Origin of the sequence: Sphingomonas sp. MS122 (assembly GCF_049532975.1) — a bacterium.
GTDB lineage: Bacteria > Pseudomonadota > Alphaproteobacteria > Sphingomonadales > Sphingomonadaceae > Sphingomonas.
Window position 1 is genome coordinate 3953672 of record NZ_CP186695.1, and the last position, 24356, is coordinate 3978027.

The 24356-nt window shown below is 67.7% G+C and carries 21 protein-coding genes; 12 read left to right on the forward strand and 9 right to left on the reverse strand.

Annotation, left to right across the window (positions count from 1 at the left end):
• Positions 1-65: 65 nt before the first annotated feature.
• The 4 genes from rpoC (at position 66) to ACO227_RS18880 (ending at position 8457) form a co-directional block, all read left to right on the forward strand.
• Complete coding sequence (rpoC, locus tag ACO227_RS18865; RefSeq protein ID WP_423604017.1) at positions 66-4346, forward strand: DNA-directed RNA polymerase subunit beta'; 4281 nt, start codon at positions 66-68, stop codon at positions 4344-4346.
• 204 nt (positions 4347-4550) lie between these two features.
• On the forward strand, positions 4551-4907 hold the full coding sequence (locus ACO227_RS18870) for a hypothetical protein (protein WP_423604019.1): 357 nt from the start codon (positions 4551-4553) through the stop codon (positions 4905-4907).
• 179 nt (positions 4908-5086) lie between these two features.
• Entirely contained in the window at positions 5087-7348 is a 2262-nt protein-coding gene (locus ACO227_RS18875) for a TonB-dependent receptor (protein WP_423604020.1), read from the forward strand.
• Between the two features lie 5 nt (positions 7349-7353).
• A complete protein-coding gene (locus tag ACO227_RS18880; protein ID WP_423604021.1) occupies positions 7354-8457 on the forward strand; it encodes a PepSY-associated TM helix domain-containing protein in 1104 nt (367 codons plus the stop codon).
• 29 nt (positions 8458-8486) lie between these two features.
• Here the strand turns inward: ACO227_RS18880 and ACO227_RS18885 are convergent, their stop codons facing one another.
• Both ACO227_RS18885 and ACO227_RS18890 read right to left on the reverse strand, forming a co-directional pair.
• Positions 8487-9023 (reverse strand): DUF805 domain-containing protein, encoded by a 537-nt coding sequence (locus ACO227_RS18885; protein ID WP_423604022.1) that lies wholly within the window; start codon positions 9021-9023, stop codon positions 8487-8489.
• Positions 9024-9060: 37 nt separating this feature from the next.
• Positions 9061-10569, reverse strand: coding sequence for a YifB family Mg chelatase-like AAA ATPase (locus tag ACO227_RS18890; protein ID WP_423604024.1), 1509 nt, complete (start codon positions 10567-10569; stop codon positions 9061-9063).
• Between the two features lie 126 nt (positions 10570-10695).
• Between ACO227_RS18890 and ACO227_RS18895 the strand changes: the two genes are divergently transcribed.
• From ACO227_RS18895 to yihA, 6 genes are all read left to right on the forward strand, one after another.
• A complete protein-coding gene (locus ACO227_RS18895) occupies positions 10696-10956 on the forward strand; it encodes a hypothetical protein (protein WP_423604026.1) in 261 nt (86 codons plus the stop codon).
• Positions 10957-11043: 87 nt separating this feature from the next.
• Positions 11044-11178 (forward strand): 50S ribosomal protein L34, encoded by a 135-nt coding sequence (gene rpmH, locus ACO227_RS18900; protein WP_219239405.1) that lies wholly within the window; start codon positions 11044-11046, stop codon positions 11176-11178.
• 71 nt (positions 11179-11249) lie between these two features.
• The gene (gene rnpA, locus ACO227_RS18905; protein ID WP_423604029.1) at positions 11250-11516 is read left to right on the forward strand and encodes a ribonuclease P protein component; all 267 of its coding nucleotides are present in this window, start codon (positions 11250-11252) and stop codon (positions 11514-11516) included.
• Positions 11513-11725 carry a membrane protein insertion efficiency factor YidD gene (gene yidD / locus ACO227_RS18910; RefSeq protein WP_423604031.1) on the forward strand — a complete coding sequence of 71 codons (213 nt, stop codon included), beginning with the start codon at positions 11513-11515 and terminating at the stop codon, positions 11723-11725. The genes rnpA and yidD overlap by 4 nt, the downstream gene beginning before the upstream one ends.
• A 21-nt stretch (positions 11726-11746) precedes the next feature.
• Entirely contained in the window at positions 11747-13495 is a 1749-nt protein-coding gene (yidC, locus tag ACO227_RS18915; RefSeq protein ID WP_423604032.1) for a membrane protein insertase YidC, read from the forward strand.
• Positions 13492-14133, forward strand: coding sequence for a ribosome biogenesis GTP-binding protein YihA/YsxC (gene yihA, locus ACO227_RS18920; protein ID WP_423604034.1), 642 nt, complete (start codon positions 13492-13494; stop codon positions 14131-14133). The genes yidC and yihA overlap by 4 nt, the downstream gene beginning before the upstream one ends.
• Positions 14134-14137: 4 nt before the next feature.
• Here the strand turns inward: yihA and ACO227_RS18925 are convergent, their stop codons facing one another.
• Together ACO227_RS18925 and ACO227_RS18930 are read right to left on the reverse strand one after the other, a co-directional pair.
• Positions 14138-15232: an SGNH/GDSL hydrolase family protein gene (locus ACO227_RS18925; RefSeq protein WP_423604036.1), complete on the reverse strand. Its 1095-nt coding sequence runs from the start codon at positions 15230-15232 to the stop codon at positions 14138-14140.
• A gap of 67 nt (positions 15233-15299) precedes the next feature.
• Positions 15300-17207 (reverse strand): alpha/beta hydrolase family protein, encoded by a 1908-nt coding sequence (locus ACO227_RS18930; RefSeq protein ID WP_423604038.1) that lies wholly within the window; start codon positions 17205-17207, stop codon positions 15300-15302.
• A 122-nt stretch (positions 17208-17329) separates the two neighbouring features.
• Here ACO227_RS18930 and ACO227_RS18935 point away from each other — a divergent pair, with 122 nt between their 5' ends.
• On the forward strand, positions 17330-17998 hold the full coding sequence (locus ACO227_RS18935; RefSeq protein ID WP_423604039.1) for a glutathione S-transferase family protein: 669 nt from the start codon (positions 17330-17332) through the stop codon (positions 17996-17998).
• Here ACO227_RS18935 and ACO227_RS18940 read toward each other — a convergent pair whose 3' ends face one another.
• The gene (locus tag ACO227_RS18940; RefSeq protein ID WP_423604041.1) at positions 17999-18466 is read right to left on the reverse strand and encodes a cupin domain-containing protein; all 468 of its coding nucleotides are present in this window, start codon (positions 18464-18466) and stop codon (positions 17999-18001) included.
• On the opposite strand from ACO227_RS18940, the gene dapE reads away from it, so the two are divergent.
• Positions 18466-19617 (forward strand): succinyl-diaminopimelate desuccinylase, encoded by a 1152-nt coding sequence (gene dapE / locus ACO227_RS18945; protein WP_423604042.1) that lies wholly within the window; start codon positions 18466-18468, stop codon positions 19615-19617. The two genes, ACO227_RS18940 and dapE, sit on opposite strands and share 1 nt — an antisense overlap.
• On the opposite strand, the gene ACO227_RS18950 is transcribed toward dapE, so the two are convergent.
• From ACO227_RS18950 to ACO227_RS18965, 4 genes are all read right to left on the reverse strand, one after another.
• Positions 19614-21299 (reverse strand): putative bifunctional diguanylate cyclase/phosphodiesterase, encoded by a 1686-nt coding sequence (locus ACO227_RS18950; RefSeq protein ID WP_423604043.1) that lies wholly within the window; start codon positions 21297-21299, stop codon positions 19614-19616. The two genes, dapE and ACO227_RS18950, sit on opposite strands and share 4 nt — an antisense overlap.
• A gap of 67 nt (positions 21300-21366) precedes the next feature.
• A complete protein-coding gene (locus ACO227_RS18955) occupies positions 21367-21927 on the reverse strand; it encodes a Smr/MutS family protein (RefSeq protein ID WP_423604044.1) in 561 nt (186 codons plus the stop codon).
• Positions 21928-22281: 354 nt separating this feature from the next.
• Positions 22282-23517, reverse strand: coding sequence for a murein transglycosylase A (locus ACO227_RS18960; RefSeq protein ID WP_423604045.1), 1236 nt, complete (start codon positions 23515-23517; stop codon positions 22282-22284).
• A gap of 10 nt (positions 23518-23527) precedes the next feature.
• Positions 23528-24175: a Tim44/TimA family putative adaptor protein gene (locus ACO227_RS18965; RefSeq protein ID WP_423607401.1), complete on the reverse strand. Its 648-nt coding sequence runs from the start codon at positions 24173-24175 to the stop codon at positions 23528-23530.
• Between the last annotated feature and the right edge of the window lie 181 nt (positions 24176-24356).

Genomic DNA, 24356 nt, shown 5'->3' on the forward strand with positions numbered 1-24356 from the left:
CGGTTTTCAGGACCGCTGCCGCCTTCCCCGCCCGACGAATTTGACCCTCCAGAGGGACACAGAGAATGAACGAACTGACCAACTTCGCGAACCCGGTCGCCAAGCCGGAGACCTTCGACCAGATCCAGATCGGCATCGCGTCGCCTGACCGCATCCGTTCGTGGTCGTTCGGCGAGATCAAGAAGCCCGAGACGATCAACTACCGCACGTTCAAGCCCGAGCGTGACGGCCTGTTCTGCGCGCGCATCTTCGGTCCGATCAAGGATTACGAGTGCCTGTGCGGCAAGTACAAGCGCATGAAGTACAAGGGCATCGTGTGCGAGAAGTGCGGCGTCGAGGTCACCGTCTCGAAGGTCCGCCGCGAGCGCATGGGCCATATCGAGCTGGCCGCCCCGGTCGCGCACATCTGGTTCCTGAAGTCGCTGCCCTCGCGCATCGGCCTGCTGCTCGACATGCAGCTCAAGCAGCTCGAGCGCGTGCTGTACTTCGAGAGCTACATCGTCACCGAGCCCGGCCTCACCCCGCTCGAGAAATATCAGCTCCTCACCGAGGACGAGCTGCTCGATGCGCAGGACGAATATGGCGAGGACGCCTTCTCGGCCGGCATCGGCGCCGAGGCGGTCAAGATCATGCTGATGGACCTCGACCTCGAGGGTGAGCGCCAGCAGCTGCTCGACGAGCTCGCCACGACCAAGTCGGAGCTCAAGCCCAAGAAGATCATCAAGCGCCTCAAGGTGGTGGAATCGTTCATCGATTCCGGCAACCGCCCGGAATGGATGATCCTCGACGTCGTTCCGGTCATCCCGCCCGAGCTGCGCCCGCTGGTGCCGCTGGACGGCGGCCGCTTCGCGACGTCGGACCTCAACGACCTCTACCGCCGCGTAATCAACCGCAACAACCGCCTCAAGCGCCTGATGGAGCTGCGTGCGCCGGACATCATCGTCCGCAACGAGAAGCGCATGCTGCAGGAGGCGGTCGACGCGCTGTTCGACAACGGTCGCCGCGGCCGCACCATCACCGGCGCCAACAAGCGTCCGCTCAAGTCGCTCAGCGACATGCTCAAGGGCAAGCAGGGCCGCTTCCGTCAGAACCTGCTCGGCAAGCGCGTCGACTATTCGGGCCGCTCGGTCATCGTGACCGGGCCTGAGCTCAAGCTGCACCAGTGCGGTCTGCCCAAGAAGATGGCGCTCGAGCTGTTCAAGCCGTTCATCTACGCCCGCCTCGATGCCAAGGGTCTCTCGATGACCCTCAAGCAGGCGAAGAAGTGGGTCGAGAAGGAGCGCAAGGAAGTCTGGGACATCCTCGACGAAGTCATTCGCGAGCACCCGGTCCTTCTGAACCGCGCGCCGACGCTCCACCGCCTGGGCATCCAGGCGTTCGAGCCGGTGCTGATCGAAGGCAAGGCGATCCAGCTCCACCCGCTGGTCTGCTCGGCGTTCAACGCCGACTTCGACGGCGACCAGATGGCGGTGCACGTCCCGCTGAGCCTCGAGGCGCAGCTGGAAGCGCGCGTGCTGATGATGTCGACCAACAACATCCTGTCGCCCGCGAACGGCAAGCCGATCATCGTGCCGTCGCAGGACATGGTGCTGGGCCTCTACTACATCTCGATGGAGAAGGAGGGTGAACCCGGCGAAGGCATGATCCTGGGCGACATGGCCGAGGTGCACCAGGCGCTGTTCAACGGCGCGGTGACGCTGCACACCAAGATCACCAGCCGCGTCCCGCAGACGGACGAGGACGGCAACACCTATATGAAGCGCTTCGAGACCACCCCGGGCCGCATGCTGCTCGGCGAGTGCCTCCCGAAGTCGCACAAGGTGCCGTTCGACGTCGTCAACCGCCTGCTCACCAAGAAGGACGTGGGCGACGTGATCGACGAGGTCTATCGCCACACCGGCCAGAAGGAGACGGTGCTGTTCGCCGACGCGATCATGGCGCTCGGCTTCCGCCACGCATTCCGCGCCGGCATCTCGTTCGGCAAGGACGACATGATCATCCCGGCCGCCAAGGACGAGATGGTCGACGAGACCCGCACGCTCGTGAAGGACTATGAGCAGCAGTATCAGGACGGCCTGATCACGCAGCAGGAGAAGTACAACAAGGTGATCGACGCCTGGAGCCGTTGCGGCGACCAGGTGGCGGCCGCGATGATGGACGAGATCAAGGCGGTCAAGAAGGACCCCGAGACCGGCCGCGAGCTGCCCGCCAACGCGATCTACATGATGGCGCACTCCGGTGCCCGCGGCTCGGCGGCACAGATCAAGCAGCTCGCCGGCATGCGCGGCCTGATGGCCAAGCCGTCGGGCGAGATCATCGAGACGCCGATCATCTCGAACTTCAAGGAAGGCCTGACCGTCCTTGAGTACTTCAACTCGACCCACGGCGCCCGCAAGGGCCTCGCGGATACGGCGCTCAAGACCGCCAACTCGGGCTACCTCACCCGCCGCCTCGTCGACGTGTCGCAGGACTGCGTCGTCATGGAGGAGGATTGCGGCACCGAGCGCGCGCTCGAGATGAAGGCGATCGTGCAGGGCGGCAGCGTCATCGCGTCGCTCGGCGAGCGCATCCTCGGCCGCACCACGGCCGAGGACGTGGTCGATCCCAAGTCGGGCGAGGTGGCGATCGCTACCGGCACGCTGCTCGACGAGGCCGCAGTCGCGCAGATCGAGGCGCTGGGTGTGCAGGGCATGAAGATCCGCAGCCCGCTGGTGTGCGAGGCGAAGATCGGCGTGTGCGCCAAGTGCTACGGGCGTGACCTCGCCCGCGGCACCCCGGTGAACATCGGCGAGGCGGTCGGCGTCATCGCGGCGCAGTCGATCGGCGAGCCGGGCACGCAGCTCACCATGCGTACCTTCCACATCGGCGGCGCGGCGCAGCTCAACGAGCAGTCGAACCTCGAAGCCCCCGTGGACGGCAAGGTCGAGTTCCGCGACCTGCGCATCATCGAGGACCAGCGCGGCCGCCGCGTCGTGCTGAGCCGCTCGGGCGAGATTGCGATCGTCGACTTGGACGGCCGCGAGCTGGCGGTGCATCGCATCCCGTACGGCGCCTATGTCATGTTCGACGACGGCCATGTCGTCAGCAAGGGCGACCGCATGGCCGAGTGGGATCCGTTCACCATGCCGGTGATCACGGAAACCGCGGGCGTGGTGAAGTATCAGGACCTGATCGACGGCAAGACGCTGACCGAGCAGGTCGACGAAGCGACCGGCATCGCCCAGCGCGTCGTGATCGAGAACCGCGGCTCCTCGGCCAAGAAGGAGGATCTGCGTCCGCGTCTCACCCTCACCGGTGAGAGCGAAGGCGAGGCCGCGCGCTACATGCTGGCGCCCGGCGCGGTGATCTCGGTCGAGGACGGCGCTACCGTCCAGGCCGGCGACGTGCTCGCGCGTGTCGCCCGCGAGTCGGCCAAGACTCGCGACATCACCGGCGGTCTGCCGCGCGTCGCCGAGCTGTTCGAGGCGCGCAAGCCGAAGGAGAATGCGATCATCGCCAAGGTCTCGGGCCGTGTCGTGTTCGGCAAGGACTACAAAGCCAAGCGCAAGATCGGCATCCAGCCCGAAGACGGCGGCGAGATCGTCGAGTATCTGGTGCCCAAGTCGAAGGTGATCGACGTCCAGGAAGGCGACTACGTCAAGCGTGGCGACAACCTGATCGGCGGCTCGCCCGATCCGCACGACATCCTCGAGGTGCTCGGCATCGAGCCGCTCGCAGAATATCTCGTGTCGGAGATCCAGGAGGTCTATCGCCTTCAGGGCGTGAAGATCAACGACAAGCACATCGAGGTGATCGTTCGCCAGATGCTGCAGAAGGTCGAGATCACCGACGGCGGCGACACCACCCTGCTCGCCGGCGAGCAGGTCGACCGCGACGAGATGGACGAGGCCAATGGCAAGCTCCAGCCGGGCCAGCAGCCCGCGCAGGGCAAGCCGGTGCTGCTCGGCATCACCAAGGCGTCGCTGCAGACCCGCAGCTTCATCTCGGCGGCGTCGTTCCAGGAGACCACCCGCGTCCTCACCGAGGCGGCGGTCCAGGGCAAGCAGGACACGCTGATCGGCCTCAAGGAGAACGTGATCGTGGGCCGTCTCATCCCCGCCGGCACCGGCGCGGGCATGAACCGGATGCGCATCGCGGCGACCAGTCGCGACGCTGCGCTCCGCGCCCAGCAGCGCAAGCTGCAGGAAGCGCTGATCGCGCCGAACTCGGCCGCCGAGGAGCATGCCGCCGAGCTGGCGCAGGATCCGGTCGAGGCGATGGCCACCAGCGACGCGCTGGAGAAGGTCGAAGTCTCGGGCGACGGCAGCGACGAAGCCGCCGGCGATTACCTGAACGAGAGCGAGTAATCGCCCTCGTCAGCGACCGCGCTGACACGAACAAGCCGCCGTCCGGGATGCCGGGCGGCGGCTTTTTCATGCCCGATCGGCGGGGACTGGTTTCCAGTGATTTACCAATATATGAGTCAACGACCCAAAAAGTGATTGCAGCATGCCGGGCTCGAGTTCACCTTTCGCCGCGGTCGAATCGACTGCAACAGGAGAGGTGATCAGATGCGCAAGGCAGTTTCTGTTCTCGTCGCCGCCGCAGCTTCGTTCGCTGCATTTTCGTCCACCGCCGCTCAGGCCAATGAGGCGTCCGTCTGCAGCGGATCCTATCAGGATCCCCAGACCAACACCGGCATGTACGCCGATGTCGGCTTCTTCGTCGACGAGTGGTGCACCGATCCTGATGGAGACTCGGTGACGATCCATTCCATCTCCTGGGGGCCGGGCTGGCAATATTATATGGGTCCCAGCGCCGCGATTCTCTGGCAGATCGGCTACGGGCCCGAGACGATCCCGATCACCGTCACCGACGGCCAAGGCAACTACACGGTGTTCGACTGGGTTTATTCGCGCCAGCCCTGATCCATATCACCCTGCTTGAAACAACCGCCGTCCGGGATGCCGGGCGGCGGCTTTTCGCGTCGAACGGCGCTCGCACTGGCCCGGAAGACCGCAAAACCGTGCCGGTCCAAACCAGTTAATGCGACTAGTTTGCATTACCTGCCTTTCGCTGTTAGCGGGCGCAGCAAAGGGAGATTCCGATGACCCGTCGTCTGCGTTCGCCACTGCCCCTCGTCGCGCTGGTCTGGCTCCTGCCCGCCATCGCGCATGCCGAGGAGGCGGCGACCGCAGCCGAGACCGAAGCGCCGGCCGGCGCGGAGGATGAGGGACAGGTGGTCATCACCGCCGCGCGCACCGCCCTTCCCGCCAACGCGCTGCCGCTGACCATCGACGTGATCGACAAGGAGACGCTCGACCGGCAGATCGCGATCTCGGGCTCGGTCACCGATGCGGTGGCGACGCTCACCCCGTCCTTCTCGCCCACCCGCCAGAAGCTGTCGGGCGCGGGCGAGACGCTGCGCGGCCGCTCTCCGCTCTACGCGATCAACGGCATCCCCCAGTCGACCCCGCTGCGCGACGGCAGCCGCGACGGCTTCACCATCGACGGCTTCTTCGTCGACCGGGTCGAGCTGATCTACGGCTCGAACGCGCTGCAGGGGATCGGCGGTACCGGCGGCATCGTCAACCAGGTGACGCTCGGCGCGCCCAAGCGCGAGGGTCTGTCGGGCCGCGTGCTGCTCCAGGGCACGGCGAGCAACGACTTCGACGAAGCTGGCTTCGGCGCCAAGGTCGCGGGGCTGGTCCAGTACAAGGCGGGCCGGTTCGACGCTTCGATCGGCGCCGCCTATGAGGATCGCGGCCTGTTCTACGACGCCAAGGGCCGTCCGGTCGGGATCAACCTGACTCAGGGCGAGACGATGGATTCGGAGGCGATCTCGCTGTTCGGGCGCTTCGGCTATGCGCTGTCGGACAGCGCCCGGCTCGACCTCATCCTCTCCCGCTTCGAGATCGAAGGCAATCATCGCTACGTGCCCGTCGCGGGCAACCGCACCACCGGCGTGCCGACCAGCTCGAAGCTCGGCACGCCGCCGCTCAAGCCCGCCGCCAATCTCGCCGAGAGCGCCGCGCTGTCGCTCACCGACAGCGATCTGTGGGGCGGCAATCTCGTCGGCCAGCTTTTCATCAGCCGCACCCGCGACACGTTCGGCGCCGACATCACGCCACAGCCGACTCAGCAGGATCCGGCGATCGCGCCGATCGGCACGCTGTTCGACCAGACCGAGAACCGCTCGCGCAAGATCGGCGCGAAGTTGAGCTACGAGCGCGCGGTGCCCGGGTTCGAGGCGCTCACCGCCACGATCGGCTTCGACGCGCTGTGGGACCGCACCGAACAGCGGCTGATCGCGACCGATCGCACCTATGTGCCGCAGACCGATTTCCGTAGCCTCGCGCCGTTCGGCCAGCTCAACTTGAAGCTGTTCGACGGCCTGCTCCGCTTCGCCGGCGGCGCGCGCTGGGAGAATGTCGAGATCAAGATCGGCGACTATCACACGATCGCCTGGAACACGTTCCGGGCGTGCACGACGCCGCCTGCGGCACCGGTCACCCCATGCGGTCCCGCGAGCTATGGCGGCGTCGACGTCGCGGGCGGCAAGCCGGCGTTCAAGGACCTGCTGCCCAATGCCGGCATCATCCTCGAGCCGGTCGAGGGCATTCGCGCCTATGCAAGCTATGCCGAGGGCTTCACCGTGCCCGATGTCGGTCGCATCACCCGCGCGGTCGGCACTGTGGGCAATGAGCTCGACGACGTGGACGATATCGATGTCGACCCCATCGTCTCGAACAACCGCGAGATCGGCGTCGAGGTCAAGCGCGGCCCGCTCGACGCCAGCGCTGCCTATTTCTGGTCGTCGAGCGACAAGGGACAATTGTTGATCCCTGGTGCCGATCGCACGCTGGACGTGCAGCGCCAGCGGATCGAGATCGAGGGACTCGAGATCAGCCTGCGCGCGGCCACGCCGATCGAGGGCCTGCAACTCGGCATCGGCTATGCGCATATCAAGGGCCGGTTCGACAGCGACGCCACCCGGGGTGCGCCCGACGGGATCGTCGACACCGATCTCGACGGGGTCAACATCTCGCCCGATCGCGTGAACCTGTCGGCGAGCTTCGAGCGCGGCCGGCTGTCGGCATTGGTGCAGTCGAACTTCTATCTGTCGCGCACCTTTCACTCCGACAAACCGCAGCAGCCCGACCAGCGCAACAATTTCGGCGGCTACAACGTCACCGACGCCACCGTGCGCTACGACACCAGGCTCGGCGGCATCCGCCTCAGCGTGCAGAACCTGCTCAATGCGCAATATATCGACTATTCGAGCGACACCCGGCTCGCGACCGACAATCTCGCCTATTTCGCGGGCCGCGGCCGGACCTTCACGCTCGGCTGGGACTATCGGTTCTAAGCGGCATGATGCGCTGGATCGACCTTCTCCACCGCTGGACGGGCGGGATCATCGGGCTGGTGCTCGGGCTACTCGGCCTGACCGGCGCGATCCTCGCGTTCAAGACGTGGTGGCTGGCATATCTGCCGGGTGCCGGGGACGCGCAGCGTCAGGATATTGCAGCCCTCGCCGCGCAGATCGACGCAGCGATGGCGGCGCCGGGCGGGCCGCCACAGTCGATCCTGTTCCCGACGCATGATTTCGGCCTCGCCCGGTTGACGCGCGGCGAGGGCGCGGGCGCCTATGCCGACCAGTCGGGCCGCATCGTTGCCGAATGGGGCAGCAAATGGGACCGGGTCGAGCTGTGGCTGTTCGACTTCCACCACCACCTGTTCTTCGGCGATGCCGGCGAGACCGTCGCAGGGATTGCCGCGCTGGTCGGGCTGCTGTTCGTGATCACCGGCGCGATCCTGTGGTGGCGGCTGCGCAAGACCTTCAAGCTGCGGCTGATCCCCAAGCGGATGAGCCGCCCGGCGATCGTCACGCATCACCGCGATCTCGGCGTGGTGTTCGCGCCGCTGCTGTTCCTGTCGATGGCGACGGGCACGCTGATGGTGCTGAAACCGATCACCACCGCGATCTTCGCGCCGGGCCAGGACAGCGACGGGCTGAGCGCGCCGTTCGAGGCCCCTAAGGTCGAGGGCGGCCCGCTCGCCGCCAAGCTCGACTGGGCGGCGATGTTCGCGGCCGCGCGGACGCAATATCCGGGGGCCGAGATCCGCCTCGTCGCGCTGCCGCGCAAGCCCGGCGGCCTGATCCTGGTGCGGTTGCGCCAGCCGCCCGAATGGCTGCCCAATGGCCGCACGCTCGTCTGGTTCCGGCCCGAAAACGGCACGCTGGTCGACAGCCGCAACGTCCAGGCGATGCCGACGGGCATCCGCGCCTACAACGCGCTCTATCCGCTCCATGCGGGCAAGATCGGCGGCATCCTGTGGAAGCTGGTCATCGCCTCGACGGGGCTCGTCCTCGCGATGCTCGGCAGCTTTGCGGTATGGACCTTCTGGTTCAAGCGGCCCAAGTCGCGCGCGCGGCTTGCGCGCGAATCCAGACCGGCCGTCGCCGCGGAATAGCCGGGCCGCGTACGGCCCGGCTTCGTCCTTCAGCCGAACACTTCCTCGGCGTTGGTCCCCTGGCTCTTGGGGTCCTCGCCGAAGCGATTGGGACCGGCGGTGCCCGGCATGCAATACCAGACCAGCAGCAGGATCGCGGTGATCAGCGTCACCCCGAACAGCAGCATGGCGATGCCGGCCATGCCGCCGATACCGCCGCCGTTCATGGCCTGGGCCATGCCGCCGATCATCAGCACGATTCCCAGCAGATAGGGGGCGAGCGGCAGCAGGATCCACCATCCCGTGCGATCGAGATCGTGGAGCCGCCGCACCGAAACCGCAATGCTTGGGATCAGCGTCGCCAGCGCGAAGATATTGGTCAGCCAGCCGCCGCTGAATGCCGCCGCCGCGCCGGCGGAGGTATCGGTCAGGTCGGCGTCGCCGGTCGCGCTGCCGCCCAGCCCCAGCATGCCGTCGACGATCGTGAGCACGATCGACACGAGGAACACGAACAACGTGTACATCCAGAATTCCTTGCGCCGCGAACGGCCCTTGAAATCGAAGTAGCGCTTAAACGGCAGGATCATCCATTCCATGGTCATTCCCCCATGTTGTGCGACTCGCCTAGGAACGCGGCGGTTGGCGACGGTAACTCAATGCTTCGGCGACGTGAATGCGTCCGACCGTCTCATTTCCGGCCAGGTCGGCGATAGTCCGCGCCACGCGCAGCACCCGGGTATAGCCGCGCGCCGACATCCGCATCGCTTCCGCCGCCTGCGCCAGCAGCTTGCGGCCGGCCTCGTCCGGTGTCGCCGCGGCGTCGAGTACCGGCCCGTCGGCCTCGGCATTGGTCCGCGTGCCCGTGTCCCGATAGCGCGCCGCCTGTACCGCGCGTGCCGTCGCGACTCGCGCCGCGACTTCGGCCGAGCCTTCGGCGGGCGGTGGCAGCACCAGATCGGCGGCGGTCACCGGCTGCACCTCGACATGCAGGTCGATGCGATCCAGCAGCGGCCCGGAGACCTTCGCCTGATAGTCCGCCGCGCACTTCGGTGCACGTGCACAGGCCAGCGCCGGGTCGCCAAGGTGCCCGCAACGACAGGGGTTCATCGCCGCGACCAGCTGGACTCGCGCCGGGAAGGTGACATGCGCATTGGCGCGCGCCACGCTCACCGTTCCGCTCTCGAGCGGCTGGCGCAGCGAATCGAGCACCGCGCGCTGGAACTCGGGCAGCTCGTCGAGGAACAGCACGCCGAGATGCGCCATGCTGACCTCGCCCGGCTTGACCTTGAGTCCGCCGCCGGTGAGCGCCGCCATCGATGCCGAATGATGCGGTGATCGGAACGGCCGCGCCCGTGTCAGCCGGCCACCCTGCAGCGTCCCCGCGACGCTCGCGACCATCGACACTTCCAGCGCCTCAGCCGCGTCGAGCGGCGGCAGGATTCCCGGCAAACAGCTCGCCATCAGCGACTTGCCCGCGCCCGGCGGCCCGACCATCAGCAGATTGTGTCCGCCAGCTGCGGCGATCTCGAGCGCGCGCTTGGCGGTCTCCTGCCCCTTCACCTGACGCAGGTCGGGACCGTGCGCCGCCTCCTCCGCCTCGCCCGCGGGCGGCGCGCCGAGCAATTGCTGGCCCTTGAAGTGATTGATCAACCCGATCAGGTCGGGCGCGGCGATCACGCCGGTCGTCCCCGCCCAGGCCGCTTCCGGACCCTGCGCGACCGGACATACCAGCCCCTTGCCCATCTCCGCCGCATGCAGCGCCGCGAGCAGCACGCCCGGCGACGGCGCGATACGCCCGTCGAGCCCGAGCTCGCCAACGAAGACATGCTCGCTCAACGCCTCGGCATCGACCACGCCCATCGCGCCGAGCAGCGCCAGCGCGATCGGCAGGTCGAAATGCGACCCTTCCTTGGGCAGGTCGGCCGGGGAGAGGTTGAGGATCACCCGCTTGGGCGGCAGCGCCAGGCCGATCGCCGCCATCGCCGCCCGCACCCGCTCGCGGCTCTCCGCCACCGCCTTGTCGGGCAGTCCCACGACGACGAAATTGGGCAGGCCGGGGACGAGGTTGCACTGCACCTCCACGGCGCGCGCCTCCAGCCCCAGATACGCAACCGTGGATACGCTCGCGACCATATGCCCCCCATTTGTTCGCCTGCTTGTAACGGCTTTTCGGCGGCAGGGAACGGCTGATCGCGCAAGCGTCTTGTATCGCCAACACACGCTCCCCACGTCAGCCGCATGCGACGCAAATCGCACTCGATGGTTCGCATCGCCCTGCTGGTGACGGGGCTCGTCCTGCTCGCCGCGGCGCCGCTGGTGGGCGTGCTGCCGGGTCCGGGCGGAGTCTTCCTCGCCGCGGCGGGGATCGTTCTGGTCCTGCGCAACTCGCGCTGGGCGCGCCGCCGCTTCGTGCGGCTGAAGGCACAATGGCCGCGCGCGGGCGACTTCATCGACCGCATCCTGATCCGCGGCAGCGCGAAACGCCGTCGCCAGCGCGCCAAATCGCTCGCGGCGAATTGACTTTGGCCGCACCTTTGGCTAACGGCGCTCCACACGCGGCCGTCCCAGTGGCGGCCCTTTTAGTTTCTAGATTTCAGGGAATGAGCGATGAAGCGGACCTTTCAGCCGAGCAACCTGGTGCGAGCGCGCCGGCACGGCTTCCGCGCGCGCATGGCGACTCCGGGCGGCCGCAAGGTGATTCGTGCCCGTCGCGCCCGCGGCCGCAACAAGCTGAGCGCCTGAACGCAGGCCCTCTCGCGCGGCTGACGCTGCGCAAGGATTATCTCGCCGCCAATGCCGGCAAGCGCGCGCCCATGCCCGGGTTCGTGCTGCTCGTCCATGTGCGCGGCGACGATGACGCGACGATGCGAATCGGCATCACCGTCTCCAAGAAAGTCGGCAACGCGGTCGTGCGCAACCGCATGAAGCGTCGCTTTCGCGAGCTCGCGCGTGCGATCCTGCCCGCCGAGGGCGTGCCCGGCGCCGACCATGTGCTGATCGGCCGCAATTCCGGGATCGAGCGCGACTTCGCGGCGCTCAAGGCCGACCTCAGCAAGGCACTGGGCAAGATCAAACGATGATCGCCCGCGCCCTCATCCTGATCGCGCGCGGCTGGCAGCTCGGCCCGTCGCGTGTCCTGCCGCCCAGCTGCCGCTACGCGCCGAGCTGTTCGGCCTATGCAATCGAGGCACTCTCCCGCTATGGCGCGCTCAAGGGCGGATGGCTCGCGCTCAAGCGCATCCTTCGCTGCCATCCGTGGGGTGGGCACGGCTATGACCCCGTGCCCTGATTTCCTGAACCGGGGACTGACGTGAAAGACGACCAGAAGAATTTCCTCCTCTTCGCCGTGCTCGCCGCACTGCTGCTGTTCGGATGGCCGCTGGTCACCGAGCGGCTCTTCCCCACAGCCAATCCCCCGGTGACCAAGATCGAGGGCGGCAAGACCGAGGTGGTGCAGAACCCCGGCGCCGACCCCGCGGCCGACACCCCCGCCGCGATCCGCGATCGCAGGATCGTGCTCGCCGAGACCCCGCGCGTGGCGATCGAGACGCCGACGGTGCGCGGCTCGATCAACCTCAAGGGCGCGCGCATCGACGACCTGGTGATGGTCAAGCACAAGGAAACGATCGCCAAGGACAGCGACCCGATCCGCCTGCTCTCGCCCTCGGGCACGCGCGACGCCTATTTCGCGGGCTTCGGCTGGTCGGGCCAGGGGATCAACGCACCCGGCCCCGACACGATCTGGAAGGCCAGCGGCAACCGCCTGACTCCGACCACTCCTGTGAAGCTCACCGCCAGCAACGGCACGCAGCGCTTCATCATCGAGCTGTCGGTGGACGAGGGCTATATGTTCACCGTCCGCCAGCGCGTCGCCAATCTCGGCGACAAGCCGATCGGCGTCGCCGGCTATGGCTATCTCTACCGCTACGGCCCGGGCAAGGACCACGACACCTGGACGATCCATGCCGGCCCGGTTGCGTCGTATGACGGCAAGGGAGTCGATTACGACGTCAACTACGACACGGTAGCCAAGCCGGACGCGCAGACCCGCTTCAACGCGACCGGCGGCTGGATCGGTTACACCGACATCTACTGGCTCACCGCGCTCGTCCCCGACCAGGGCATGGCGACCGAGCTGCAGTTCCGCCCGGCGGCGGGCACCGCGACCCAGGCGCAGTTCGCGCCCGTCACCGCGCGTCAGGTCGGCCCGGGCCAGATGGTCACCCAGACCTCGCGCTTCTTCGCAGGGGCCAAGGACATCAACCTGCTCGATCACTATGAGGAACAGGAAGGCATCCGCGCCTTCGGCCGCTCGATCGACTGGGGCTGGTTCGAGATCTTCGAGAAGCCGATCTTCCACTACCTCCACTGGCTGTTCCGGATGGTCGGCAATTTCGGCGTGGCGATCATCCTGCTGACGCTCACCGTCCGCCTGCTGCTCTTCCCGATCGCGCAGCGCCAGTTCGCGTCGATGGCGTCGATGCGCGCGGTGCAGCCCAAGATGAAGGCGCTGCAGGAACGCTACAAGGACGACAAGCCGCGCCTGCAGCAGGAGATGATGAAGCTGTACAAGGAGGAAAAGGTCAATCCCCTCGCGGGCTGCCTCCCCACCCTGCTCCAGATCCCGATCCTCTACGCGCTGTACAAGGTGCTGATGCTGTCGATCGAGATGCGCCATCAGCCCTTCATCCTGTGGATCAAGGACCTGTCGGCGCCTGATCCGTTGCACGTGCTCAACCTGTTCGGGCTGCTCGACTTCAACCCGCCGGCTTTCCTGGCGATCGGTGTGCTGCCGATCCTGCTCGGCGTGTCGATGTGGGCGCAGTTCAAGCTCAATCCGGCGCCGATGGACGAGACGCAGAAGCAGGTCTTCGCGATCATGCCATGGGTGCTGATGTTCGTGATGGCGCCGTTCGCGGCGGGTCTCCAGCTCTACTGGATCACTTCGAACCTGCTCACCATCGCTCAGCAGAAGCTGCTCTACATGCGCCACCCGTCGCTCAAGGAGCCGGTGCCCGCGGTGGTGAACGGCGGCAACGGGAAGCCCACGAAGAAGTGACGAATTTCGAACCAGAAGCGATCGAGACCGCGCGGAAAACCTTCGCCGGCCCAGTCGCCTTCCTGAAATCCGCGCCCGCGCTCCATTTCCTGCCCGATCCGACGGTGCCGGAAGTGGCGTTCGCGGGGCGGTCGAACGTCGGCAAGTCGTCGCTGCTCAACGCGCTGACCGGCCGCAACGGGCTCGCGCGCACCTCGAACACGCCGGGGCGCACGCAGGAGCTCAACTTCTTCGACGTCGGCGACCCGGTGCGGTTCCGCCTCGTCGACATGCCCGGCTATGGCTTCGCCAAAGCGCCCAAGGACGTGGTCAAGAAGTGGCGCTTCCTCGTCAACGACTTCCTGCGCGGCCGCCACGTACTCAAGCGCGTGCTGGTGCTGATCGACAGCCGCCACGGGATCAAAGAAGTCGATCGCGAGATCCTCGACATGCTCGACGCCGCGGCGGTCAGCTATCGCCTCGTCCTGACCAAGGGCGACAAGATCAAGCCGTCCGAGCTCGCCGAAGTGACCGAGCGCACCATCGCCGAGGCGCGCAAGCGCCCCGCCGCGCACCCCGACATCCTCGCCACCTCGAGCGAGAAGAGCGACGGCATCGCCGAGCTGCGCGCCGCGGTGCTCGAAGCGGTCAGCGTCTGATCGCCTACCAGTCCGCCAGGACGTAATCCTCGATCTCGCTCGCCCACATGTCGCGCTTCAGGAAGTGTGGCACGATCAGCGAGAAATAGACGCGCTGGCCGTAGACGTTCGGGTGGTGGAGGAAATCCGCGGTGAGGTGGGTGAACACCGGTGCCCCGGCCGGGGCCGCCTTGGGAAACCCCGCCTGCACGTCGACCAACGCCACGCCCCGCCCCTGCGCCACCAGCCGGATCGCCTCGTTGAAGGCGGCGGTGCGCGCCGGATCCTCCAGCGCGTAGAGCGGGTTTCGCTGGAAGAAGCCGACCAGGATCACCCGCACGCCTTCGGCCTTCAGGCGGCCGACCACGGTGTCGAGGTCGGTCCGGAACTGGGCCGCATCGACCCCGCCGCTGATGTGGTCGTTCATCCCGTAGGCGATCACCGCCGTATCCGCGCGCCGCGCGACGAGGTCGTCGAGCTGGCCGAGCGCACCACCGACCACCGCGCCCGGCACCGAGACATTCTCGACGGTCGAGGCCGGCCCCAGGAATTTGCGGATCAGCCCACACCAGCTCTGCGAATCATTGCCCGAATAGAATTGCGCGGCCGTGTGCGCCCCGGCGGCGATGCTGTCGCCCAGGCACAGGACCTTGCCGGTCGCCGCGCTCGGCGCGACGGCGCGCACCTGCCGGTCGCTCGTCAGTCCGTCATAGTCGACATAGACCGCGTGGTTGATCGTCAGCGGCGGATTGCGCGGATCGGCGACGAAGTCGAACTTGTCCCCCACCGATCGGACATAGGTGTAGGCGGCAAAGTCCGGGATTCGTGACCCGGGCGTCCGCGCGATCCCGGTCTCGGTGGCGACATAGTCGGTCGCGACATAATCGATCCGCCGGCCATCCGCGCCGAAGCCGTACACCGCGCCCACCCGTGCCGCGCGATGCAGGAAGCTGACCTGCGCCGTCCCGCTCAACATCCGCGCCTCGCCGCGGATCGCCACGGTTGGCGGCGGTGTCAGCGTGGGCGTCGGGTTCGCGACGGGCGGATCGGCCTTCGTGCCGCCGCTGCACCCGCCGACGGCGAGCAACAGCGCCGAGGCGAGCAGAATGCGCCGCTTCATTCGTCCCCCTTCGCTCCAGCCGATCCCGCCTCCGCCCTATCCGCCGGGGCGACCGGGACGCAACGGCTCAGGCTGGATTGTGCTGCTTGAGGAATGCCTCCAGCGCCTTCAGGAACTCGAGCCGGTCCTCGGTCCGGCTGAAATGGTGGTCGGCCTTGGGCTGGACGATATAGGTCACGTCCTTCCCCGCCGCGTTGAGCTTCTGCGCCAGCACCTTGGACTGCACCGGCGGCACCACCCGATCCTCGTCGCCATGCACCAGCAGCAGGGGAATCGAGAATTCGCCCGGAAAATTGAGCGGCGACACGTTCTTGAGATCGGGCGCCTGCTTGCGCAGCCAGTCGCCGCGCGCGCCGCCAAAAAGGAAGTTGCGCTGGTGCTTGAGCATGCGGTTGAGGTCCGACACGCCGGCATAGGACACCGCGCAGCGATATTTCTCGCCGTCGCGCTGCGCCGCCCGGATCGCGGCATAGCCGCCATAGGAGGCGCCGACCATGCACACCCGCGCCGGATCGGCGATGCCGAGATCGGCCAGCGCCTTCACCGAATCGTCGAGATCGTCCTGCATCGCCAGGCCCCATTGGCCCTCGCCCTTCTCGGTGAAGGGCGTGCCGTATCCCGAAGATCCGCGGTAATTGGGCTGGATCACCGCATAGCCGCGATCGGCCAGGAACTGCCCCCACCAATCCCAAGTCTCGCTGTCGCGTGCGAATGGCCCGCCATGCGGCATCACGATCAGCGGCAATTTCTCCTTGCGCCCGAACGGCAGCGTCAGCACCGCGGCGATTTCCAGCCCGTCGCGCGCCTTGTAGCGGATCGTGCGCACCGGATGCATGCGCCGCATCTTGATCGTCGGGCTGTTGAACCCGAGAGGCTCCATCCCCCCGATGGCGGGTTCATAGATGTAGTAGCCGCCCGGCGCGTCGGCGCCGCCGACCCGGACGATCGCGCGCGAGCGATCGCGGCTGGTCGAGACGATGCGGACCTGCGCACCCTTCACCAGGCCTGCGACCGCCGCATGCATCGCGATCATCTCCGGGTCGGTCCAGCGGATCTCAGGCCGGTTCTCGTTCACCGCCACGCCCAGATAGCCGAAACCGCTCGAATCCGGGATGATTCCGCCGATATCATAACCCTTGCTCGCAAAGAGCTGCTTGCCGCGTTCAAGCGTCTTGAGGTCGAGCTCGTAGAGCGCCGAATAGCCGCCCTCGTCGTCGTCGATGATCAGCGCCTTGCTCGCATCGCGCAGGAACAGCGCCGGCACCGTCAGCCGCTCGTCGCGCGTCCTGGCCTTGTCGATGGTGCGGAACGTCGCGCCCGGCCGGTCGCGATAATGGACGCGGCGCGAGCGGCCGTCCTCGCTCATCCCGATGCCCATGCGCACGACGCCGTCGCCGTCGGCATACCAGCTGGCCACGCCGGGCCTGCTCGGCACGATCGTGCGCCGCTTGCCGGTGGCGAGGTCGATCTCGTCCACTTGCGGCCAGAAGCCGGGCTCGTTGGTGTAGATCGAGGTCTGGTAGGCGACCATGACGCGCGCCGAGCCGTCGCGCGCGCTCCAGATCACGTCGTCACCACGCTGCGCCGCGTTCTTGGGAAGCGTAATGACCTTGCCCGTGATCATCGAATAGCCAAGCGCCCGCGTCACATACCAGCTATCGCCCTGCACCGGCACTTCCTGGCCGATGCCCACGACCAGCCATTCGTCGTTGACCCAGCTCCACCAGTTGAGATCGGCCTTGCCGGGATTGAGCAGCTTGGGCGGCGCGCTCGAGCCGGGCGTCATCACCGCGAAATACTGCTCGCCCTTGATCGCGACCTTGCCCGCGATCTGCTTGCCGTCGGGAGATATCTCGGGATCGTCGATCTGCGGTACTTCGGCAAAGGCCTCCACCGGCAGCGGCGGACGTGCCACCGGCGCCGCGGCCTGTGGCGACGCAGCGCCAATCAGCGCGAGCGCCGAAATCGTCAGCACACAGCTACGCAACATCTTTTCCCCCACACCCCTGCGGACCAAGATGGTGTCGCCAATCCCCGTGGCCCGCAAGCAATTCGTCGATGGTTGCTCCTGCCTCGCCCCGCCGCTATCCCGCGCGCATGCTCAAGCTCATCATCGGCAACAAGGCCTATTCGTCCTGGTCGCTGCGCGGCTGGCTCGCCTGCAAGCTCTCGGGCCTTCCGTTCGAAGAGGTCGTTGTCCCGCTCTACGACGACGACTGGGACAAGCGGCGCGAGGGCGACGAGTTCGCGCCTTCCTCGGGCAAGGTGCCGATCCTGTGGGACGACGATGCGGTGGTGTGGGACAGCCTCGCCATCGTCGAGTATCTGAACGAGAAATCGGGCGGCGACAAATTCTGGCCCGCCGACACCGCCGCGCGCGCGATGGCGCGGTCGATGGCAGCGGAGATGCATTCGGGCTTCGCCGCGCTGCGCCGCAAGCACAGCATGAACATTCGCCAGGTCTACGAGCCCAAGACGCCCGATGACGATGTGATGCAGGACATCCAGCGCATCATGGAGCTGTGGGCGCAGGCCCGCGCGCGCTACGGCGGCGACGGCGAGTTCCTGTTCGGCGCGTTCGGTGCGGCGGACGTGATGTTCGCGCCGGTCGTCACCCGCTTCGTCACCTATTCGCTTCCGGTCGCACGATTCGCGCCGGCCTATATGAGCGCGGTGCTCCAGCACCCCTTCATGCAGGACTGGATCGCCGCCGCGCAGGAGGAGGAATGGGTGCTCGAGCAGTTCGAGCAATCCGCCACGGGCTGATTACTTGAGCCGTCTGGTCGGATAGGGCGTACCGTCCTTGCGGGCATAGCCTTCCGGCGCGAAGCGCATGTCGATATCGGGATATTCGCCCCAATCGGCCGTCCGGTCGCCGGCACTGACCGCAATGAAAACACAATCCGCGTCGGAGCGGTTCTGCAAGTGATGGCCGTTGCGGTCCCCGGCCGGAAATGCCGCGCAATCGCCGGGCCGCATGATCGTCTCGCCCGAATCGTCGATCAGCACCGCCTCGCCCGTCAGCACCACCACGAACTCGTCCTCGATCGCGTGCCAATGGCGCTGCGACGACCAGGCGCCGGGCTTGAGCGTGACATGGCTGACGCCCATCGCGGCGAGCCCTCCGGCAGGTGCGAGCCGGCGATACCACCGGCCTTGCACCGGCTGATCGAACGGATCGGGATAGCCGGTCGCGTTGGTCTGCGGGATTGTGTCGAGGTCGAGCTTGGGCAATGGAGCCTCCTGATCCTGTGGAGGCCGTATTGCCCGACGTCGTCGAACTGACCAAGGCCCTGATCGCCGCCGAGAGCATCACGCCGGCGCGCGGCGCGGTGTTCGACGTGCTCGAGGCGGCGTTGCTTCCGCTCGGCTTCGCGGTCGACCGCTTCGTGACGGGCGAGGCCCCCGACGGTCCGGTCGAGAATCTTCTCGCAATGCGCACCGCCGGGCCCGGGCCGCATTTCGCCTTTGCCGGACATCTCGACGTCGTCCCGCCGGGCCAGGGCTGGACCTCGGGCGCGTTCGAGCCCGAGATCCGCGGCGGTCTCCTCTACGGCCGCGGCGCGGTCGACATGAAGGGCTCGATCGCCGCCTTCGCCGCAGCCGTCGCCGCGTCGCCTCCGACCGGCACCGTCAGCCTGATTATCACCGGCGACGAGGAAGGGCCCGCAACCTACGGCACGCTAGCGCTGATGGAGCGAATGGCAGCCGGCGGCATCCGCCCCGACCTATGCCTGGTCGGTGAGCCGACCAGCGCCCACCGCCTCGGCGACACGATAAAGATCGGCCGCCGGGGCTCGACCGTGATCGACATCGAGGTGCCCGGGCGTCAGGGCCATGTCGCCTATCCGCATCTCGCCGACAATCCGGTCCCCCGCCTCGTCCGCGCCCTCGCCGAGATCGATGCGATCGAGCTCGATCAGGGCACCGACTGGTTCCAGCCCTCGAACATCGAGGTGATCGATCTGGAGGTAGGCAATCCCGCCACCAACGTCATTCCGGGCAAAGCGTCGGCGCGCATCTCGATCCGCTTCAACGACCGCCAGCGCGGCCCCGAGCTGGTCGAGCGGATCGAGCGCATCGTCCACGCCCATGCCCCCGCCGCGCATGTCCGCGGCCGCGTCTTTGGCGAGGCGTTCCTGACCGAGCCGGGCCCCCTGTCGGCGCTCGTCGCGGATGCGATCGAGGCCGAGACCGGCCTCCGCCCCGAGCTCTCGACCACTGGCGGGACGTCGGACGCGCGCTTCCTTTCGCGCATCTGTCCGGTGGTCGAGTTCGGCCTGCTCAACGCGACGATGCACAAGCTCGACGAGGCCGTCGCGCTCGACGACCTGTACAAGCTCACCGCGATCTACGCAAACCTGCTGCGGCGCGTGTTCGCCTAGCCCGCGATCCGGACATCCTCGAGCCGCGGCGCGCGCTGGGCCCAGGCGATGAACGCCTCCTCGGCCATCGGCTGGGCGATGACATAGCCCTGCAGCACGTCGCAGCCGATCACGCGCAGCACGTCGAGCTGCGCCTGGGTCTCGATCCCCTCGGCGACGACTTCGCAGCCCAGGCCGTGGATCAGCCCAATCACCGCCTGCGCGATCGTGCGCGCCTCGGGGTTGGTGGCGACATTCTCGACCAGGCTGCGGTCAAGCTTCACCCGGTCGAGCGGCAGGTCGCGCAGCCGCGCGAGGTTCGAATAGCCGGTCCCGAAGTCGTCGATCGCGATGCTCGCGCCATCCGCGCGCAGCGCGGCGATCGCGTCGATCACCTCGCGCGAGCAGTGCATCGCCAGCGTCTCGGTGATCTCGAGCTCGAGCAGCCGCGCGGGCGCGTCCGCGGCCTGCATCGCCTCGCGCAGCCGGCGGAAGAAGGTCGCGTGGTCGAGCTGGCGCGGGCTGATGTTGACCGCCATGCGCTGCTCCACGCCGAGCTTGCCCCAGCGCGCGATCGTGTTGGCGACGCTCTCGACCACCCATTCGCCGATCTCGACGATCAGGCCGGTCTCCTCGGCGCGGCCGATGAAGCTGCCCGGCAGGCACAGGCCGCGCTCGGGATGCTGCCAGCGCAGCAGTGCCTCCGCCCCGACGATGCGGCCGTCGGCGGCGCTGATCTGCGGCTGATAGACCAGCGCGAACTGATCGCGCTCGACCGCGCCGCGCAGATCGGTCTCGAGCTGCGCCCGCTCGGCGATCTCGGTCGCCAGCTCCTCACTGAAATGTTCGGCGCGCCCGCGGCCCTGCGCCTTGGCATGGTACATGGCGGCATCGGCGGCGCGCATCAGGTCGGTCAGCGTCGTGCCGTGCTCGGGCCGCATCGCGATCCCGACTGAAGCGCCGATGCCGACTTCCTGGTCGGCCAGGTCGAACGGTTCGGACAGCGCGAACAGGATGCCGCGCCCGATCCGGTCGGCGTCGCGGACATTGGAGATCGCCGGGAAGAAGATCGTGAACTCATCGCCCGAGAGCCGCCCGATCAGCGGCTGGCGCATCGCGTCCTCGACGCCGAATCGGTCGGCGACCGCGCGCAGTCGGTTGGCGACCATCCCCAGCAGCTGGTCGCCCATCGCATGGCCGAGCGTGTCGTTGACCGCCTTGAAGCGGTCGAGATCGACGAAGAACAACGCCGCCATCGTCTCGGGCGGCAGCTCGGTCAGCACGCGCTCGCAGCTGCGCCGGAAATGGATGCGGTTGGGCAGCGCGGTGACCGGATCGAACAGCGCCAGCCGTTGCACGCTCTCCAGGTTCGAATGGAGCTGGCGGAACAGCCCGTCCATCGCCTCGGCCAGCGGCGGCACGCATTCCCCCACCTCACTCGGGATCTCGCTCTCCAGGTCGCCGTTGGCGGCGCTGGTCAGCCGTCCGATCGCCGCGTCGATCGCCTCCGCGGTGGCGGCGATGGTGCGCTCGGCATAGGCCCAGCACATCGCCGCGCAGATGATCGCCGCGATCAGCGCGGTGGCGGCGTTCTCGGTGCCGAATTTCCCGCCCGAAGTGGCCGCGAGCGCCAGGATGAACACGAACGCTCCGGCGCAGATCGCAAAGACGATCGCGCGACTCTTGAGCGAGAACCCGTTCATCGCGCTTGCGTGATCCCCCAAAGCTCCCGCGAGAGCGGGACGATGGGCTGGTATAGGTCCGAAATGGTTAAGAATTTCGCGCGCCGGCGTTTCGTTGCCTTTTCAGAACGATGTACAGCGCGCCTTGCCCGCCATGTCGCGGATGCGCGTTTCTGACTGCGGCGATCCGGTCCGAATGCCGCGACGCGGCGAGCCAGTCGCCGACCGCCGCGCGAATCGCGCCGCGCGCGTGCGGCCGCTCCGATTCGGGACGCGGCGGCTTGCCCGTGATCAGCAGCAGCACGCGGTCGCCGCGCGCGATCGCCATCTCCAGGCCCATGTCCAGCCGCGCATGCGCCGTCGCCAGCGTGTGACCGTGCAGGTCGATCGAGCTCTCGGGCGCCACCAGCCCGCGCGACAGGCGGCGGTCCCAGCCGGCGTCCAGCGTGTCCGCCGGGGGCGGCGCGGGCCTGGGTTTGAGTGGGGGAGCGGGCGGCACGCGTCCCTTCACGCGAGTTGCGGGCGCGGCCTCCGGCGCGCCGGGCGCCGGGGACTTGGGTGCGGGTGGCGTGGCTGGAACCGGCTCGCGCGCGATCGGCGTCACCGTCGCGATCACGCGCGCCCACAGCGCCCGTTCCTCGGGCGTCATCACTCGCGGCGGCATAGGGTCCGTACCCGGTTCAAACGAGGTCGCGACGGAGCGGATTTTTGCGCCAGGCTAGGAGCAAGGAGGGAGCGATGGGGTTCCATCGTGACCAACGAGCGACGCCGCACGGCACGAAAAGACGCCCGCCGCTGCGCGGTCGCCCGTGGAAGGCCGCCGAAGTGTCGGCCCGCCATGCCCCCGGCATGGCTGCGGCCGTCCGGGGGACGGTCGCACCGACACTTCGTCGCTCGTTTGCGCGTAGCTTCAGCTACGCGTCTGCACTGCACTCCTTGTCGGCGACCTTCCACGGGCGATCACAATCCTTCGTTCGAACCGGGGTACGGACTCTTTTCGTGTCTAGTCCGCGCGGTGGCGCGCGAGCGTTCCCTTGGGCAGCAGCAGCCACGCGGTGCCGCGCGCCGCCATGCCGCCGGCGATCGCGCGTGCCTCATCGCCCGCACCCCAGAAAGTGTCGAAGCGGTTGCTGCCCTTGATCGCGCCGCCGGTATCCTGGGCGACCCAGATGCCGGTTGCGTCCTGGCGGTCCATCGACAGGAACACCGGCGCACCCATCGGCACGAACTTGGGATCGGCCGCGACGCTGCCGCGCCCGGTCACCGGCAGCCCCATCGCGCCGAGCGGCCCCGGCCCGGTCAGCTCGCGGAAGAAGACGTAGCTCTTGTTCTCGCGCATGATCGCGCGGCCCTGCTCGGGATTGGCGCGAAGATAGCCCATGATGCCCTGCATCGACGCCTGGCCCTTGGCGAGGATGCCGCGGTCGAGCATCAGCTTGCCGATGCCGGTATAGTCGCGCCCGTTCTGGCTGGCATAGCCGATCCGCATCACCCCGCCGTCGGGCAGCCGCAGCCGCCCCGAGCCCTGGATCTGCAGGAAGAACAGCTCGACCGGGTCCGCCGCCCAGGCGATCTCCAGACCGCGCCCGGCGAGCGCGCCCTGCTCGATCGCGGTACGGTCGTGATAGGGCACGAATTTGGTGCCATCGACTCGCCCGCGGATCGAGCGGCCCTTGAGATTGTCCGAGAAGGTGCCGAGGTCGACGTCGATCAGATCGGCAGGCCGGCCATAGATCGGCGTCTCATAGCCCGGCCGCCGCGTGCGCGACCCGGCGATCTCGGGCTCGTAATAGCCGGTGGCGAAGGCCTTGCCGTCGGCGACCTGCACCGCCTCGAAGTGGCGCGCGAAGAAGGCTGCGGCACCGCTGACCTGCGTGCTCCGCGCCGCGTCGCACGCCGCGCGCCAGTCTTCGGCCCGGGTGAGGCCGCTGGCATCAGTGCGCTTGGTGAGGCTCGGGCAAGTGATGCGGAAGGCTTCCAGCGCCCGCGCGGCACCGGCGGCAGTGATCGGCAGGTCGGCGATATCGGGTCCGGCCAACAGCCCGGCCGCAGCGGCCGTGGCGGTGGTCTCGGAAGCGGCCGGCGCCGGCCTCGGCGCGAGCGGGGTCGCAGCGGTCGGCTGGCGGACGGGAACCGAGGAACGCGGCGGCGGCGCGGAACCCACCGGCTCCGGCCCCGAGGACGACGGCACGCAACCGCTCAATGCCACGGCCAGCGCCGCTACCCCCCAAGCGCGCATCGGCTACCCCTCAAGCTTCGTCGGTGTCGCTCAGCTTCCAGTTGGGATCGTCGCTGCGCAGGTCGCGGCTGAACGTCCACACGTCGTGCGTCTCGACCGCGTCGCTCAGCGAGCCGGCGATGACGTTGCCGTCCTTGTCGCGAGTCACCGCGGCGATGTCGGCGTCGAAGCGCATCGTGATGCGCGCCGTGCGGCCTTCGATCGCGATCTCGGCGATCGCCGCGCGCTCGATCGAGATCAGGCGGTTGTCGAGCGTCTCGCCCGCCGCCTCGCGCGCGTCGATCGCGGCGACGAAGCTGTCGCGGACCTCATCCTCGACCAGCCAGCCCAACGTGTCGCGGTCGCCCTTCCAGAACGCCTCGAGGATCATCCTGTAGGCCGACTTGGCGCCCTCGACGAACTGGCCGACGTCGAAGCTCGGATCGGCCGCGACCAGCGCGCGCAGGCCGCCCTCGGCGCCCGCTTCCACGCTGCGCGGGCCGGGCTCGCGGACCTCCGCCGGCATGTCGATCGTGCGCGGAATCGGCGGCGCGCCGACGCGCTCCTCGGCCGCACGCGGCAGCGGCTGCTGCTCATGCCCGGTGCGCTTGCCCAGCACCGAGTAGAGCCTCAGCGCCAGAAAGGCCGCGATCGCTGCGAACAATATGACCAGATACACTTGGGACACCTCGTTTCCACCCTCCACATAGGCAGGATACGCGCCCGATTCAAATATAGCATGAACGGCGCCGCGATCAGCGCGCGTGCACGCCCGTTGAAACGCTTGATCGCCCCTGCTAGGCGCGACCGTCATTCCAACGCGGATTGCCGCGACTTATATCCCAGACAAGAAGGACTTT